This window comes from Microcoleus sp. C2D2, assembly GCF_036702495.1.
Classification (GTDB): Bacteria; Cyanobacteriota; Cyanobacteriia; order Cyanobacteriales; family Microcoleaceae; genus Microcoleus.
This window is the reverse complement of record NZ_JAUBTO010000084.1, coordinates 1-16,413: the sequence shown is the minus strand read 5'-3', so window position 1 is coordinate 16,413 and position 16,413 is coordinate 1. Positions and strand designations below refer to the sequence as shown.

The following is a 16,413-nucleotide window of genomic DNA, read 5'->3' as shown; positions in this document are numbered from 1 at the left end:
ACCGGAAACGATATGCCGATACTCTTTCCTTCTCCTCCTCTTCTCGATCGCCCTAAATCGAAATAATTCTTTACAATAACAAAGTAACAATCCAATTAACTTTGACAAAATCCCTTGAAAATGCCTGTAAACCAACTTTCTCCAACAACAGCCTCCACGCAAACACCGACACTCGACTTTGACATAGCCATCGTCGGAGGCGGCATAGTCGGGGCCACCTTAGCCAGCGCCTTAAAAGATTCTGGATTGAAAATCGCTATAATTGAAACCCAACTCCCCGCCGCCGCTGCAGCCAAAAAACAAGCTTATGCAATCACCCTGCTATCAGGAATGATCTTAGAAGGTATCGGCGTGTGGCAGCAAATCTTGCCGCAAATCACCACCTTCGAGCAAATTAGCCTCTGCGACGGCGACTATCCCGGCGTCGTCGAATTCCACCGCCCGGATTTGGGAAATACTGGCAAATTGCCCGTACCAAAAGCAGCTTTAGGTTACGTTGGCGAGCACCGAGTCATGCTGTCAGCTTTGCAAGAATCTTTGGCAAAAAACCCGAATTTTAGTTGGGTTTGTCCGGCGGAAGTAGTGGAGGTAAAATATTTAACCGATTGCGCCGAAATAAAAGTCAAACAAAACGGCGAAACTCGGACAATTCGCACCAAATTATTAGTCGCCGCCGACGGTTCGCGATCGCGCATCCGCACCGAAGCCAACATCAGCACTCGCGGCTGGAAATACTGGCAATCCTGCGTTGCTATCACTATTAAAGCAGAAAAACCGCACAATGATATCGCTTTTGAGCGCTTTTGGCCGAGCGGCCCGATGGGAGTCTTACCATTACCTGGGAACCGCTGTCAAGTAGTTTGGACAGCACCCCACGCGGAAGCGAAAGCTTTGCAACAAATGGATGAAAAAGAGTTTTTGACTTTGTTGGAACAGCGCACGGGCGGGCTTTTGGGGCGTTTGGAATTGGAGAGCGATCGCTTTTTGTTTCCGGTGCAGTTAATGCAGAGCGATCGCTACGTTTTGCCAAGATTAGCACTAATTGGCGACGCTGCCCACTGCTGCCATCCCGTCGGCGGCCAGGGATTGAATATGGGTATTCGAGACGCTGGGGCGATCGCCCAAATCTTGCAGCAAGCGCACCAAAAAGGCGAAGACATCGGCGATTTGCGAGTATTGAAACGGTATCACAACTGGCGCAAAAAAGAGAATTTAATCGTGTTAGGATTTACCGATTTTCTAGACAGATTATTTTCTAATACTTGGCTGCCAATTGTAGCATTTCGCCGCTTTGGATTGTGGTGTTTGCGGACAATTCCGCCAGTGAGGTTTTTAGCCTTGCGCTTGATGACCGGTTTAATGGGCCGGCCGCCAGAATTAGCGCAAAATTAGAAGAAACCCGGTTTTTTACGATATGTAAATAATCCTCGTAGGGGCGGGTTTTACCAACCATAATCGCCTGAAACAAACAATCTCGAAAACCCGCCCCCACCCAACCAACAATCATCATGATCCAGGTTGATGTGGGTTATTGGTGATGTGGGGGCGGGTTTATCTAGATGGTTGGTAATTGTTAGATATTGTTGGTGAACCCGCCCCTACAAAATATGGTGTTCGTAGTCGCCCCAACTAAAGAAACCGGGTTTTACAGTAACAATGGCTCAATTTTGCTTTGCACCTCCTCGATCGCATCTTCAGATACAGACTCAACGAATCGAACACCGCGAACCTTCCAGTCTAGACACTTGATTTTATCTGCAAGGATTACTCCTTGAACTTTCAATCCAGTCGGTAGAGGAACTTCAAAAGGATAGCCTTTTTGTTGCTTTGTAATAGGCATAAATAAAGCTAAGGAGCTTTTCTCATTGTAAGCGCGAGGCGACAGCACAAAAGCAGGTCTAAGTCCTTTTTGTTCGTGTCCCTTAGTTGGGTCAAAGTCTAAATAAACGATATCGCCTCGACTCGGAATGTAGGGATTTGATTGTGTCACCAAACTTCGTTCCCTACAGCAACTCCACTATCAATCTCATTATGAAGATTCTCTGGAGTAATCGCGTCTATCAATTCCTCTAAGGAATATCGCCGACGAGTTATCGGCTCGATCGTCAGCCTACCATCTATCAACACAAGCTGCACTTGGGAACCTTCAGCTAAGTTAATCTCTTTAGCTAAATGCTGTGGAATCCGAACAGCAAGACTGTTTCCCCATTTGGCGATCGTTGCAACCATAGCCTAATCCTCTAGCTAGTGATATTACTCTGAGGAATTCACCTTTTTTTTGAGGATGTATATACAGAGTGTCTACAGTATAGCAACTAATAGTAAAGTGGTGTCGCCCACAACCGCCAGGGGTTTCAACCTCTGGCTAATAGCGAAAGTCGGTTGAAACCGACTGAAAAGCTGAGATAAAAATCAAAAAATCTTTAGTCCTCTTAAGAGGACTTTTGCTATGAGACAGGGGTTTAAACCCCTGGCGGACTATCGGGCTAACCGAGGTTTCTGGCCACTCGCGCACAATCGAAGAAACCGGGTTTTTTCCCATCTCTTCGCCTGTAACCAAATATTCTCGAAAAAACCCGGTTTCTGGCCACTCATCGAATCATGTTAAAATAAACATCCGTGTTACTGACAACTCCCCACAATGGAAGAAACCCGCGCCCAAGCTTATCTGCAATTGATTGAGACACTCCTGACTTGCCCCAAAGGTGAGGAACTGCAGATTTTACAGGCTAACTTAGAATTGGTAGATTGGGGGTTTCTGCAAGTTTGCGAGGTAGTAGCAGAAAACCTGGCAGAGGAAGGACAGGAAAATCCCGCTAATTTTTTACGGAATTTGGCCAGTCAGCTAGGGCAATTCTTGGGGATGAACGATGACGGAGATAGCGATAACTCTGAAGGTGAAAATCCCCAAGAGTATTTAGAGTTTATCGGAGACCTATTGGTAGCAAAAATAGATAGCAACAGCGATATTAAAGTAATTTACCCCATGCTGGCCGGGCGGCAACATCTCCTCAATGCCCGTTTTGCCGAGTTTTTACAGCAATTGACCCAGGATTTTATTGCCGAACATCCCGAAGCAATTGAATCTATTCTCGACCTCATGGGAAACTTGAGTAATCATATTAGTCGCTTTCCGCTGGGGAAAAGAGCGAATAATCTTGAAATTGCCATTACTGGTTATCAAATACTTTTAAATAATTGGGAACCGGGAAGCGAAAATTGGGCAAGGATGCAAAATAATCTGGCAACAGCCTACGGTGAGAGAATCAGCGGAGAGAAAGCAGAGAATATCGAACTGGCGATCGCATCTTACACTGCTGCATTATCCGTCTACACCCGCGAAGCTTTTCCCGAATATTGGGCAACGACGCAAAATAATCTGGGAACAGCCTACCGTAAGAGAATCAGGGGAGAGAAAGCAGAGAATATCAAACTGGCGATCGCATCTTACACTGCTGCATTAACCGTCCTCACCCCCGATGCCTTTCCCAAATATTGGGCTATAACGCAAAATAATCTGGCTATTGCCTACACTTACAGAATCAGGGGAGAGGAAGCAGAGAATATCGAACTGGCGATCGCATCTTACACTGCTGCATTAACCGTCCTCACCCCCGATGCCTTTCCCCAAGATTGGGCTATAACGCAAAATAATCTGGGAACAGCCTACCGTAACAGAATCAGGGGAGAGGAAGCAGAGAATATCGAACTGGCAATCGCATCTTACACTGCTGCATTAACCGTCTACACGCGCGATGCCTTTCCCCTAGATTGGGCTGCGACGCAAAATAATCTGGCAATTGCCTACAGTTACAGAACCAGGGGAGAGAAAGCAGAGAATATTGAACTGGCGATCACACTTTCTAACAAGGCTTTAACTATTAGAACTCGCGAGGCTTTCCCACAAGGACATACAGAGACTTTATCTAATTTAGGTAATCTTTACCAAAGTAACCAGCAATGGCAACTCGCTTATAATACCTATGCCAAAGCGATTGAAACAGTAGAATTTTTACGGGGCGAGATTCAATCTGGGGATGAAACCAAACAGAAATTAGCCGAAGAATGGAATAAACTCTATCTGGGCATGGTAGAAGTTTGCATCGAATTAAAACACTACACCAAAGCCCTAGAATACGTCGAAGGCAGCAAAGCCCGAAACTTAGTCGAACTCGTTGCCACCCGCGAGTTATACCCCAAAGGCGATATTCCCGAAACCGTTCTCAAGGAACTCTCGCGCCTGCGTCAAGAAATTGATGCCGAACAGGGCCGACTAGACAACCAACAGACAAATCGTAACAGCAACAGCGGCACAATATCGGGAGAACGCGGCCTCCAAATCGACACCCTACAAACTACCAGCCGCGATCAAACCCATCTCACCCAATTGCGGCAACAACTCGATGAACTGCTCGTCCGTGACATCCAACCCATCGACCCCGACTTCCTCCTGACTCAAGAAGTTAAAGGCATCCTCTACAGCGATATTCAAGCCCTCACTGCAGAAAACACCGCTATCCTTGAATGGTACATCCTGGGCGACAAATTCCTTACTTTCATTATCACCCCCCAATCACCAACTCCTATAGTCTGGCAATCTTCAAAAGCCGATTTTCAAGCCTTGGTAAATTGGGGCGAGGAATATCTGAGAGATTACCAAAAGGAAGACAAAACCCAATGGCGGGAAAACCTAGCCCCTCGCCTCCAAAGCTTATCTGAAATATTGCATATCAATGAAATTCTGGGGAAAGTACCCAAACACTGCGATCAACTAATTTTAATTCCCCACCGTTTCCTGCACCTTTTCCCTATTCACGCCTTGCCGGTTAGCCATGAAACCTGGAAGCGATTTAACCCAGAAACCCAGTCTCCTGCACCCACCACTCCCTGCCTACTAGATTGCTTCAAACAAGGTGTCCGCTATTCCCCCAGTTGTCAACTGCTGCAACAGGCACAAAGGCGAAAACGCCCAAATTTCACTCACCTATTTGGCGTCCAAAATCCCTCTAATGACCTGAACTGTAGCGACTTAGAAGTAGAAGTGATTAGTCAGCATTTTGACTTCAAAGATATCCTCATCCAAAGTGGTGCCGACAAATTATTGATAGATAACAGCCGTCTCCGCATCGCCCACTGCGCCCACTTTAGCTGTCATGGCTACTTTAACTTTAATCAACCTTTGCTATCAGCATTGCTGCTAGCCGACTGCGAATTACCCCCGCCTCCCCCTGAAGAAAACCCCACTCGCTATCTACCCTTACAAAATGGCAACACCCTCGACCTCACCAAATGCCTCACCTTCGCAGACATCTTTGACCTTGACCTCCGAGAATGTCGCCTGGTTGTCCTCTCCGCCTGCGAAACAGGCATCAGCGAATTTAACAGCATCAGCGATGAATATATCAGCTTACCTAGCGGTTTCCTGGCGGCTGGCAGTTCCAGTGTAGTACCGACGCTGTGGGCCGTCAGCGATTTGTCTACCTCATTTTTGATGATAAAATTTTATCAGCTTCTCAAAGACGGGTTAAGTGTCTCCCTTGCCCTTAACTCTGCTCAACTTTGGCTGCGGGATGCTACCACAGAAAATTTACAAGAGTGGAGAAGCCAACTTCCCCTACGTCCCACCCAAAAAGAAGCGCTATACGATATGCTTGATGAGATAGGCGCTAGAGAAATACGACCGTTTCAATCACCCTACCATTGGGCTGCATTTTGTTCAGTGGGCCAATAGGAATCTGAGAATAATGCTCGAAGATAGTCTGAAGAATATCAACGCCTTCATACACCTAATCAAAAATCAGCAACCCCTGTTTTTGAATGAGAATAGGCATGAAGACCTTAAAGAAGCAACTGCTAATTTTAGAGAAAAAGATGATGAACTTGCTGATGACATCATTGAATGGTGTGCCAAGTACACCGACCTTCAAAAGGCTTTACGCCAGACTCGCAAAGAGTTGTTTTCAACAGAAACCAAATCAGCGGGAGAGCGCCTGCCAGGAACAAACACCCTGACACCTCCTCCACCGCCTCCACCTCCCAAAGTTTCCAGAGAAACGCTATTAAATGCCATCCAAGAAAGTTTCCCCAACCAGCCAAAATAGCACTCAGGGTCTACGTGATGAACAATCCTGAATTGACAGGCAAACTTGCCAACCCCAAACTCACGCTGTTTGCCTTTCATTTGTGCAACAACCTTGCAAAAGGCGATAAACAACCTGTAGACAAAGCCGATCATTTATGGCAGAAATGCGCTGCTTTGGGACACCTGCTGCAAACAAATCCGCAGCTCGATTTTTTACCCGAAAAGCTAAACAATCGAAACAGCCAAAATAGCCAACCGAGCGACTATCTTGAACTTTACGATTCAAATGGCGATAGAGTTGTGTCATTTACAACTGTTAGCCAACCGGAGCGACTGCCCCTGACAGGCGGAATTTACCCGCTCCAACTCCATGACACTTACGCCCTTGACTTCACGCTACTTTACCCGAATTCAACATTAGAAATCAACCAACTGAGCAACCTAAACTTTCAAGGCTGTCTGCTACCTCGCGAAATCCAAGCGTCACTGGGACAAACCCTAGTATTATTTGCCAAACCTGTTGATTTTGCTGGCACTAATCATAAAGATTTAGCAGTAGCTTGTGTAGACGCTTTGTTTCAAGATTCAGAGCTTAAACAGCCACAACCATATTTTATCAGTGAGGGGAAACTTCTAGGTAGTCCCATTTTTGAATTTGACAATAGTCAAGAAGATCCGAGATTAAATTGTCATATCCTAGTCTGGTTAGATACTGATGAAAAAACTTCAGAGATAGAAGCATCCGGCAAGTATTACCGTCCGCTGCTCAATTTGTTATGCTGCCGCAGTAAAATTATTTATGTTGATCACCAAGCGTATCTTTGCAACAAGGAAGCGAGAAAACTCTACAGTCAATTAGAGGAAAAAGTAGAAGAATTTAGTCGTTTGAAATCAGATAGAAAGGAGCGTCTGGAACAACTAGAGGGCTGGCTGACTGAACTCCCCCAAATCGGGTTAACTTATGCCCGCTATTTGCGAGATATAGAACTTCACCAGATTACAATTGAAACGAATGCTAAAAACTATAGTGATTGGCTCAAACAACTTGGCGATTGCAGCGTCCAAGAAATGGATAACTTAGATTTTATACAAAATTTTGTTGACCGGAGTTGCCCGAAATTTCAGGAACAGATTAAAGTCAATATGAGTTATCTTACCGTAGGACGGCAATTGTTTCAACAGATGATAGAAACAATCCGGGGCATTGTGGAAGTTGATGCTCAAAAACAACAGGTACAGTATGAGAAAGTGGAAAAAGAGCGCGATCGCGAATTACAAAATACGATTCAAGCAGTCGGTACTGGTATCGGTGTAGGAGTTGGCGTCGCCGGAATCTTAGCCAGCAGCTACGATTCGCTCAAAGAACCTTGGGATTTCCCCTCTCCCCAACATCCTTTCCTACCTCCCCATCCCTCCATTATGTTGATTGCAGTTAGTCTTTTGTTGGGTGGAGGTTTGGGATGGTTGGCTTGGTTTAGGACTAAGCGCCATCTCAACGGTAAATCCTCACCTGGGCAGACAAGTTTACCCGATTCCCAAAGTCCACCAGTTAACCATATTTTGCAGGAAGCGGAAGAAGTGCGATCGCATCCTCCCGATCTCGATTACAATGCGTAAGTCCTGTATGTGTGACATTTAGCCTTTGTTTAGTTACTATATTAATCAATGCTTGTTAAATAGTGAGTATTCAGCCAAACATTCCCATAGAAACTCAATTAGCTGGACTAGGACAGCTCAAGGATCTTAGAAGCAACCCAAACCTTAAAGGTATTGATATCAACTTTTTGCTGAAGCAAACACCTAATCAGTTAGAGGAAATGCTAAACAATCAAGATATCGAACCCAAAACCTACAAGCAGATTATGAAAGCCTTTGAAGGTCGAGATTTAGGCAAAAGAGGTAAAAACAGATGAAAACTGAGACAAACATCCAAATTGCGATCGAATACAAACTTAATAACAGTCTTCATTGGCAATCCGTAGAGTTAACACCCTCAGAGTATTTTGACCTTGAACCCGATGAAAATATTGAATTAGATTGCATTCCCAAATACAATCATGCTATTGAATATCTCAATTTGCAACCTGAGCAAATAGTTGCGACAAAACTTATATTAGTTGACCAAACAGTAGAATCCAAGCGTTTGATTGTGGAGAGATTCTGGAATGCTGGAGAAAACCGATTAATTGAACGCACCGATCTAGGAGCTAATACCTATTGGGAACTGATTCTGGAACATCAAATAAGTAAAGACCCGCTTTTATGGGAAATTGTGAGGTTAGGACGAGAAAATGGAATTGTGACACCTTGGTATCACGGTTTCTTGCAAGATAATGATGATGGATCTCAGACAGAAACTAAAGTTGATACAGAAGGTAACTTAACATGATGCAAAAAATTTATTAAACTCACGATTTACGCACAAAAACTCTCATTTGTATCCTGCGTCGCTGTGAGATGTTCGATCGCACTTAAAGATATCTGATAGCGACGCACCCGATGGGTACTCGCTGTTCATTCTTTGACAACATCCATCAACTCTTCAATCAAAACATCCAGCGTGCGAGCTATTTTTTGAATTGATGTGATATCAACCGTTGCTAGACCTTCCGATCGAGCATAGTGCCTGACTGTGCTGTACGGAACCTCGGATCGATCGGCAACATCCTTTAGCGTCCATCCTTTTTCGTCAGCAAACTCTCGGATTCGGAACCTAACTAAGCCCATTCTACTTGACAAACGATAAGTATCTATGTTTTTAATTCAAACACAATTGTCGATCGACAGTTAAACAGTATTTTGTAGGGTGCGGATCTGTCAGAAGTTCGATCGCCCTTAAAGATATCTGATGAATCCGCACCCTACGGTACTCGATCGACTTTCTAGAAAAACCACTCAATATAAAACAACTGCCGACAGCCAAAACCGTCAACAGTTGTTTTACATATTCAATGCGGATGGCGAGACTCGAACTCGCAAGGACATAATGCCACACGCACCTCAAGCGTGCGCGTATACCAATTCCGCCACATCCGCTCTTTCTGGCAATCTCCGGGCTTTTTGCCTTACAAGTTAAAGATTCACAGGTTGAGGTTCCTGACATTTAACTTGTGACTTGCCCTTTGACACCGCCGATTTACAATCATAGCACCACTACCAGCCAAATGTAAAATAAATTTTTGTGAACAATTTCTGCAAAACGATTATCCAGAACATACCGAAAGGCATTATTGTACAGAATATTGAGTGAATTAAGCAGCGAAGATGGGGTTCTCGAAAATTTTAATCGCTAATCGGGGAGAAATAGCTCTCCGCATACTGCGCACCTGCGAGGAAATGGGGATTGCCACGGTCGCCGTTCACTCCACCGTAGACACACACGCCTTGCACGTCCAGTTGGCAGACGAAGCCGTTTGCATCGGCCCCCCCACCAGCAGCAAAAGCTATTTAAACATCCCCAACATCATCTCCGCGGCACTGACGCGCAACGCCGCAGCCATTCACCCCGGTTACGGCTTCCTCGCCGAAAACGCCCGATTTGCCGAAATCTGCGCCGACCATCAAATAACCTTCATCGGCCCTTCTCCTGCCGCCATGCGGGCCATGGGCGACAAATCCACCGCCAAAGAAACCATGCAGCGAGTGAAAGTCCCCACAGTTCCCGGTAGCGAGGGATTGCTGGCGGACGATCGCGAAGCTTTGTCGATCGCCCGCGACATCGGCTATCCTGTCATGATCAAAGCCACCGCAGGCGGTGGAGGCCGCGGCATGAGGCTAGTCAAAGAAGCATCCGAACTCCCCAAACTATTCTCAGCAGCCCAAGGCGAAGCCGATGCAGCCTTCGGCAATCCCGGACTTTACCTCGAAAAATTCATCGAAAGACCCCGCCACATCGAAATCCAAATCCTCGCCGACAACTACGGTAACGTCATCCACCTCGGCGAGAGAGATTGTTCGATTCAGCGCCGACACCAAAAACTCCTCGAAGAAGCCCCCAGCCCAGCCCTCACCCAGAAACTGCGAGATCAAATGGGTCACGCCGCCGTCGCCGCCGCCAAATCCATCAACTACACAGGTGCCGGCACAGTCGAATTTCTGCTTGACAAATCCGGCAAGTTCTACTTCATGGAAATGAACACTCGCATCCAAGTAGAACATCCCGTCACCGAGATGATTACAGGCCTGGACTTGATAGCCGAACAAATTCGCATCGCCCAAGGAGAAAAACTGCAAATCAAGCAAAACCAAGTAATTTTCAGCGGTCACGCGATCGAGTGCCGCATCAATGCTGAAGACCCCGATCGCAACTTCCGCCCCCACCCCGGCAGAATCAGCGGTTATTTGCCTCCCGGTGGCCCCGGCGTGCGGATGGACTCTCACGTCTACACCGATTACGAAATACCCGCTTACTACGATTCTTTAATCGGTAAAGTAATTGTATGGGGGCGCGATCGACCGACAGCCATCCGCAGGATGAAACGGGCATTGCGGGAATGCGCCATCACCGGCGTCCCCACCACCCTGGGCTTCCACCAAAAAATCCTCGATTCCCCCGAGTTTCTCAGCGGCGAAGTTTACACAAATTTCGTCGAACAGTTCTTGAACCAAAACAGTCATTAGTCAGTAGTCATTAGTCAGTAGTCATTAGTCAGTAGTCATTAGTGGGATTAAGGTGGGAATGCCAGTTCAGCCGGTGTCAAGTTGGTCAAGAAGCTTCTTAAGCGCTCGAAATTTCCTTTCTGGCGATCGTCAAAACTCCTGCTAATGACTAATGACTAATGACTAATGATTAATGACTCTTACATCATCATCGTCAGCAGCCCTTGCTGGCCGAGAATCATTTCTCGCAGCAAGCTACAGATACCCACCCAAATAATCGGCGTAATGTCCACCCCGCCGATCGGCGGTACAATCTTTCTAGTTACGGCTAAAAAAGGTTCCGTGGGCCAAGCAATCAGACTCAACGGCAACTTGCTCAGGTTCACCTCGGGATACCAAGTCAGGACGATCCGAAAAATAAATAGCAAAGTCATCAGCACTAGGACAGAGCCCAGAATCCAACTTACAACGGTAATACCACTCATGGTTCTTATCTCGAAATCTTAAGTTTTGTTAAGTCGGGCCTTCATAATTTTAACCGTTTGACAGGTGCGATCGAAAGTATAAAATTAATAAAAATCAAATTGTTGTAACAAAGGCTTTGAATCTATGACTCCTTCTCTCGCGAACTTTTTGTACAGCCTGCTGGTCGGCGTGGCGGTAGTAGTGATTCCAGCAACGGTCGCCCTGATCTTCATCAGCCAAAAAGACAAAATCAAGCGCACCTAAAAAGTGTGGGGGCCTCTAAGTCCGGCATGAAAGTCAATTTTCGGCTACACGTCGGGCATTTCCCCGATCCGAGAAACCTCGGCTGCCAGCTTCTGTGAAGGCAAAACCTTCCGTTGACTGCCAAGCTGAGGTTTTTTCCCGTTAAACTCATTACTATAAAGCTCACTTACCAAGCTGAAACCCTGACCGGACGCTGCCCCAGAAAGCACAGTCGGGATAACAGACTTAATGATAGATGTAAAATCTAACTCGCTAACATAGGAAAGACATAGGAGATAGGCTAATGGTCAATTTAGGATTGAACTGGAGCAGCCTGCTAGGGATCATCCTAGCAGTTGCAGGGGCAGGACTGTATTTTCTGCGATCGTGGCGTCCCAAACTAGCCCGAGACCACGATATTTTTTTTGCAGCAGTCGGCTTGCTGTGCGGCGGTATTCTATTATTTCAAGGGTGGCGGCTTGACCCAATTCTGGCATTCGGTCAATTTCTGCTCAGCGGTACCGCCATATTTTTTGCAGCAGAAAGCATCAAGCTGCGAGGAGCGACCACAGCCCAAGCCAAAAGCCGCGCCCAATACGTCGATGAAGAGCGGCCGGTCAGCAACGCCTACGGTTACGATGGCTACGATGCCGAAATTGAGCAGCTAGAACCAGAGGAAGACTATCCGCAGCGTCCCCGGATTAGAGGCAGCCAAGACTACCGTTCCTCGCGGGAAGCCTACGACGACGAACCCCGCCGCCGTCCCTCGAACCGCAACGGCAGCGTTAACACCTCCAGGCCCGAGTCGCCCGATCGAGCGTCGCGCAAACGTCCCGCACGCCCGGAAGCCCCGCCCGTCCAAGGGGCTGACAACTGGGACGTTTCAGACAACCCCGAAGAAAGACCCGCCCGCAGCCGTAGCAGTCGCCCCCCTGCTTCGGAAAACCGCAGTTCCGATACGCCGCCGAGAACGAAAAAAACCCGTCCGACAGAAGCATCGAGGTCTCGCCCCAGCAACCGCGACGTGGAAGCACCGCCGTCAGACTACGTGGAGTATCGACCTGTAGAATACCCGGAAGACCAACCGGATAATTCCCCCAATTTCGACAAATAGGCAAACATAAGTAGGTGGGTGAAACTAAACATTTATCCCACAGCTCCAGTTTGGGAAACCGCAGAACTCGAAGTTGCGTTTATTGATACCCATCTACTTATTATCAGATATTAGACTTATTGCTTAAAAAAACTGTAAATTGCGAGTGTGAAACCGCAGACAAACGCAGATTTACACAAATAAAAGCTAATTATTTTGTAAAAAATGATTTTAACATACTGAACCTGTGGAACTAATGGACAGCATAATAATCTCAAAATAAAATCCCAAATTTCAAATTAGCAAGATGCCATTACTCGAAATAGGAGATCCGGCTCCTTGGTTTTCCATTCCTTCTACAAATAACCCCTTATTTCATTTCCCGACGGTTGCCGGCCGGCGAGTCGTGCTGTTTTTCTTTGCGAGCGCAGCTTTTGCACAAATCCAAGTTATGCTCAAAAGCTTTCAAGAGCTTTCAGAAGAATTCCAAAGCTTGCAAGTAGCGCGGTTCGGAGTGAGCGTTGACCCAGCAGACAAAGAACAAAACAGACCGACAACAATTGCTCCGTCATTCATCTTTTTCTGGGACTTGGATAAAACAGTCAGTCAGCAGTACGGTGTTTGCCAAGATGTCGAACAAAATGGAGTTGCCGGAGTTCACTATGCACCCCAAACTTTTGTTCTCAACGAAAACCTTCAGATAATTAATATTTTGCCCATGGGCGAACCGCACCAACACGCCCAGCAAGTATTAGATTTTCTCAAAACTTTGCCTCCAAAGGAGGAAGGGCGACCGGCAACTCCTCACGCCCCGGTGTTGGTAATTCCTAACGTTTTGGACAAAGCATCTTGCCGCAGTTTGATCGATATGTACAAAGCTCACGGTGGTAGTCCCTCGGGCTTTATGAGGCAAATAGACGAGAAAACTGTTGGCATTCACGACGACACTTTCAAGAAGCGCCGAGATTTCTTTATTGAAGACCCAAAGTTGCAACAGCGATTGAGTGCGATTATTTGGCGCCGGGTGCGGCCGGAAGTAGAAAAAGCTTTTCAGTTTACAATTACCAGGTTTGAGCGGTATTTGGTGGGCTGTTACGATGCCCAGAGTGGCGGTTATTTTCGGCCGCACCGCGACAACACTAGCAAAGCTACGCGGCACCGCAGGTTTGCGATGACGCTGAACTTGAATGTGGGGGAGTACACGGGGGGATTTTTACGGTTTCCAGAGTACGCGCCGCACGGTTATAAAGGGGATTCTGGCACGGCGATTATTTTTTCGTGTTCTGTGCTGCACGAAGCGACGCCGGTGATTAGCGGCCAGCGTTTTGCTTTGCTGTCTTTTTTCTACGGCAATGAGGATGCTGTGGTGCGACAAGCTAATTTTAAGTATTTAGCTGACGCACCGGATTCTAGAATTGCCGAAACTACGGAGGGATAGTCTTCTTCTGAGGATTTGGGTTTCAACCACCTGCGTTGCGTCAAAACCGCTCTCTCCCCCCTGGATTTTTCACGGACGCTGTACAAGTCCTAAAATAATTACAGAGGGTAGTTAGCAGTTAGCAACAAAACCTAATTCCTAGCTACCGATCGCTAAACACTAATAGATAGATCGCCATGAATTTCAAACTTCTAAGTTTAGCAGTATCGGGAATTTTAACGGTTGGGGTTGCAGCCAGCGCTGCTGGGGTTGTTACGAAATCCCCTGTGCGGCAATCAACAGATTTAAGGGAATTTAACTCGGTGCACGGACAAGGTGCGATCGCCCAAAATGTCGAAGAACAAACCAATATTCGGGTCTACGAAAAAGCCAGTCCGGCGGTTGTTACCGTCGATACAGATAGATCTAACGGCAGCGGCACAATTATCAGCCCCGACGGCATGGTGTTAACGAACGCCCATGTCGTTTCGGCAGGCGGTACCGTGAATATAATTCTGTCAGACGGCAGAAAATTTGTCGCCGATGTCGTCGGATTTGGCGAACAAGGTCTAGACTTAGCCGTGGTTAAGATTCGCGGTCAAAACAATTTGCCGACCATTCCTTTAGCCCGTCCCGGTTCGGTGAAAGTCGGGCAACAAGCATTTGCGATCGGCAATCCATTCGGTCAATTTCAAGGTACTTTTACAGTCGGAATCGTCAGCCGCATCGACCTTTCTCGGGGCTTAATTCAAACCGACGCCGCCATCAATCCCGGCAATTCTGGAGGGCCGCTGCTCAACAGTTCTGGAGAATTAATCGGCGTCAATACTTCTATTTTTACCCGCGGTCAGGGCGGTGGCAATATCGGTATCGGTTTTGCAATTTCAGCAGACAAAGTACCCGGTTTCCTGACAGCGGTACGAGAAGGGCGAGCTCCCCGCGTGGCTCAAGCCCGATCGCCCTTTGGCAACAAATCACCTGAAAAACTCGCGCTCAACGGGCCCGCAATCAGCGGTAAACTCACCGACAAGTCTAGCGTTCTGCCCGAAGACAACAGCTTTTTTGACCTCTACTCCTTTGAGGGAAAAGCGGGCCAGCAAATCACAATAGAAATGAAAAGTGAAGAAATTGACCCTTATTTAATATTGCTCGGGCCCAACCAGCGCGGCATAGCGCAAGATGATGACGGAGCCGGCAGTAAAAACGCCAGAATTACAGTCAGGCTGCCAGCAGACGGCACTTACACCTTAGTGGCAAATTCCTACGAAGCTAGCGAGTCGGGGGCTTATACGTTAGAACTGAAAGCGAGTGCTACCGAGCCTTCTCGGGCGATTTTGCAAGAAGAAGGCGCTTTAGTCGCAGGCGGCCCGGTACTGCCGTCTGACAACAGTCTGTATCGCGAGTATACTTTTGAAGGTCGAGCTGGTCAGTCTGTAGCCATTTCCCTCGAAAGTACAGATTTCGAACCCTATGTGGCTATCATTGGCCCTGACGACCAATTACTGGCACAAAATGACGAAGGGAGCGATTCGACTAAAAATGCGTTTGTGACCGTTACTTTGCCCGCTACGGGTCGCTATCGCGTAATCGTCAATGCTTACGATGCTTCGGGCCGGGGTCGTTACACTCTAACTGTCCGTTGAAAATGGGGCATGGGGCATGGGGCATGGGGCATGGGGCATGGGGCATTGGTAGCACCTAACAAATAATCCATGACTACTGACTACTGACTACTGACTTCTTCCTTCCTTCTTCGTTGCACATCGAGGTAATTCATGGGTAAAGTTAGATTTTGGGCGATCGCGCCAATTGCTCTGGTAACTACTTTTTCTGGTAAGCCGACTCTCTCCCTGTCAGTTTCAAATTCAGGTGGGGTTGCTAACAGCAGTTCTACCCTCATTTCAGCAGAATTTCCTCTAAATTTAACTGATGCGAACCCTGCTGCCTTGGCTGTTTTAGCTCAAGTAAGCCCCAAGCCGTCGCCATCACCACAGAGTTCGCCAACTCAGATCCCAACTGTAGAACCTGGGCCGAGTCCTGATGCGGGTTCATCTAAGGTCATTTTAGAGCAAAACGGAGAACTCACCCCTGGTAAGTCTTCTGTACTGGCCTTAGACAGCACTTTGTACGACGAGTATACCTTTGAAGGCACTCAGGGTCAGACAGTGGTTATTACCCTAGAAAGTACCGATTTTAATACTTACCTCGCTATTTTCAACTCCCAGATCGAGCTACTTGGAGAAAATGATGATGTCACCCAGCAAAATTCCAATTCTGAGCTTACTGTTACCTTGACGGAGAGCGGTCGCTACCGCGTCATGGTCAATGCTGCCCATCCGCTTCCCAAAGGTAGAGGCAAGTACAGTTTGACCGTCCGCGAAATAACTGGAAATTAATTGGCTCGAAAGCGAGTATCTATGTGAATAATTCCTTGATTGGCATTACTCACAAGTTAAGCTAAAAGCACTATTGTCAATGAGTAAAATTACTCATCTTTTACCTGTTGACCCAATT

General features: G+C 47.0%; 16 protein-coding genes and 1 tRNA gene. 12 read left to right on the top strand and 5 right to left on the bottom strand.

The annotated features are described in order from the left end of the window. The first annotated feature begins 120 nt into the window (after positions 1–120). Entirely contained in the window at positions 121–1,392 is a 1,272-nt protein-coding gene (locus QUB61_RS23880) for an FAD-dependent hydroxylase (RefSeq protein WP_333132457.1), read from the top strand. Between the two features lie 253 nt (positions 1,393–1,645). Here QUB61_RS23880 and mazF read toward each other — a convergent pair whose 3' ends face one another. Together mazF and QUB61_RS23870 are read right to left on the bottom strand one after the other, a co-directional pair. Continuing rightward, positions 1,646–1,990 carry an endoribonuclease MazF gene (mazF, locus tag QUB61_RS23875; protein WP_333132458.1) on the bottom strand — a complete coding sequence of 115 codons (345 nt, stop codon included), beginning with the start codon at positions 1,988–1,990 and terminating at the stop codon, positions 1,646–1,648. Beyond that, positions 1,987–2,229, bottom strand: a complete 243-nt coding sequence (locus QUB61_RS23870; protein ID WP_333132459.1) for an AbrB/MazE/SpoVT family DNA-binding domain-containing protein — start codon at positions 2,227–2,229, stop codon at positions 1,987–1,989. Before QUB61_RS23870 ends, mazF begins: the two co-directional genes overlap by 4 nt. A gap of 412 nt (positions 2,230–2,641) precedes the next feature. On the opposite strand from QUB61_RS23870, the gene QUB61_RS23865 reads away from it, so the two are divergent. From QUB61_RS23865 to QUB61_RS23845, 5 genes are all read left to right on the top strand, one after another. Beyond that, positions 2,642–5,731 carry a CHAT domain-containing protein gene (locus QUB61_RS23865; protein ID WP_333190136.1) on the top strand — a complete coding sequence of 1,030 codons (3,090 nt, stop codon included), beginning with the start codon at positions 2,642–2,644 and terminating at the stop codon, positions 5,729–5,731. 13 nt (positions 5,732–5,744) lie between these two features. Continuing rightward, positions 5,745–6,101, top strand: a complete 357-nt coding sequence (locus QUB61_RS23860) for a hypothetical protein (protein ID WP_333132461.1) — start codon at positions 5,745–5,747, stop codon at positions 6,099–6,101. A gap of 17 nt (positions 6,102–6,118) precedes the next feature. Continuing rightward, the gene (locus QUB61_RS23855) at positions 6,119–7,699 is read left to right on the top strand and encodes a hypothetical protein (RefSeq protein ID WP_333132462.1); all 1,581 of its coding nucleotides are present in this window, start codon (positions 6,119–6,121) and stop codon (positions 7,697–7,699) included. Between the two features lie 62 nt (positions 7,700–7,761). After that, positions 7,762–7,995, top strand: a complete 234-nt coding sequence (locus QUB61_RS23850; protein WP_333132463.1) for a hypothetical protein — start codon at positions 7,762–7,764, stop codon at positions 7,993–7,995. Then, positions 7,992–8,471: a hypothetical protein gene (locus tag QUB61_RS23845; protein ID WP_333132464.1), complete on the top strand. Its 480-nt coding sequence runs from the start codon at positions 7,992–7,994 to the stop codon at positions 8,469–8,471. Before QUB61_RS23850 ends, QUB61_RS23845 begins: the two co-directional genes overlap by 4 nt. A gap of 125 nt (positions 8,472–8,596) precedes the next feature. Here the strand turns inward: QUB61_RS23845 and QUB61_RS23840 are convergent, their stop codons facing one another. Continuing rightward, positions 8,597–8,809 carry a helix-turn-helix transcriptional regulator gene (locus tag QUB61_RS23840; protein WP_333132465.1) on the bottom strand — a complete coding sequence of 71 codons (213 nt, stop codon included), beginning with the start codon at positions 8,807–8,809 and terminating at the stop codon, positions 8,597–8,599. 225 nt (positions 8,810–9,034) lie between these two features. Beyond that, positions 9,035–9,118 (bottom strand) — tRNA-Leu (locus QUB61_RS23835). A 228-nt stretch (positions 9,119–9,346) separates the two neighbouring features. On the opposite strand from QUB61_RS23835, the gene accC reads away from it, so the two are divergent. Then, the gene (accC, locus tag QUB61_RS23830) at positions 9,347–10,702 is read left to right on the top strand and encodes an acetyl-CoA carboxylase biotin carboxylase subunit (RefSeq protein ID WP_333132466.1); all 1,356 of its coding nucleotides are present in this window, start codon (positions 9,347–9,349) and stop codon (positions 10,700–10,702) included. A 179-nt stretch (positions 10,703–10,881) separates the two neighbouring features. On the opposite strand, the gene QUB61_RS23825 is transcribed toward accC, so the two are convergent. Beyond that, entirely contained in the window at positions 10,882–11,166 is a 285-nt protein-coding gene (locus QUB61_RS23825; RefSeq protein ID WP_333132467.1) for a YggT family protein, read from the bottom strand. A 124-nt stretch (positions 11,167–11,290) separates the two neighbouring features. Between QUB61_RS23825 and psbX the strand changes: the two genes are divergently transcribed. The 5 genes from psbX (at position 11,291) to QUB61_RS23800 (ending at position 16,295) form a co-directional block, all read left to right on the top strand. Then, the gene (gene psbX / locus QUB61_RS23820) at positions 11,291–11,410 is read left to right on the top strand and encodes a photosystem II reaction center X protein (protein ID WP_172191671.1); all 120 of its coding nucleotides are present in this window, start codon (positions 11,291–11,293) and stop codon (positions 11,408–11,410) included. Between the two features lie 283 nt (positions 11,411–11,693). Then, on the top strand, positions 11,694–12,503 hold the full coding sequence (locus tag QUB61_RS23815) for a Ycf66 family protein (RefSeq protein ID WP_333132468.1): 810 nt from the start codon (positions 11,694–11,696) through the stop codon (positions 12,501–12,503). Positions 12,504–12,789: 286 nt separating this feature from the next. Further along, a complete protein-coding gene (locus QUB61_RS23810) occupies positions 12,790–13,920 on the top strand; it encodes a redoxin domain-containing protein (protein ID WP_333132469.1) in 1,131 nt (376 codons plus the stop codon). Between the two features lie 176 nt (positions 13,921–14,096). After that, positions 14,097–15,542, top strand: coding sequence for a trypsin-like peptidase domain-containing protein (locus QUB61_RS23805; RefSeq protein WP_333132470.1), 1,446 nt, complete (start codon positions 14,097–14,099; stop codon positions 15,540–15,542). Between the two features lie 132 nt (positions 15,543–15,674). Then, the gene (locus QUB61_RS23800) at positions 15,675–16,295 is read left to right on the top strand and encodes a PPC domain-containing protein (protein ID WP_333132471.1); all 621 of its coding nucleotides are present in this window, start codon (positions 15,675–15,677) and stop codon (positions 16,293–16,295) included. Positions 16,296–16,413: the final 118 nt, after the last annotated feature.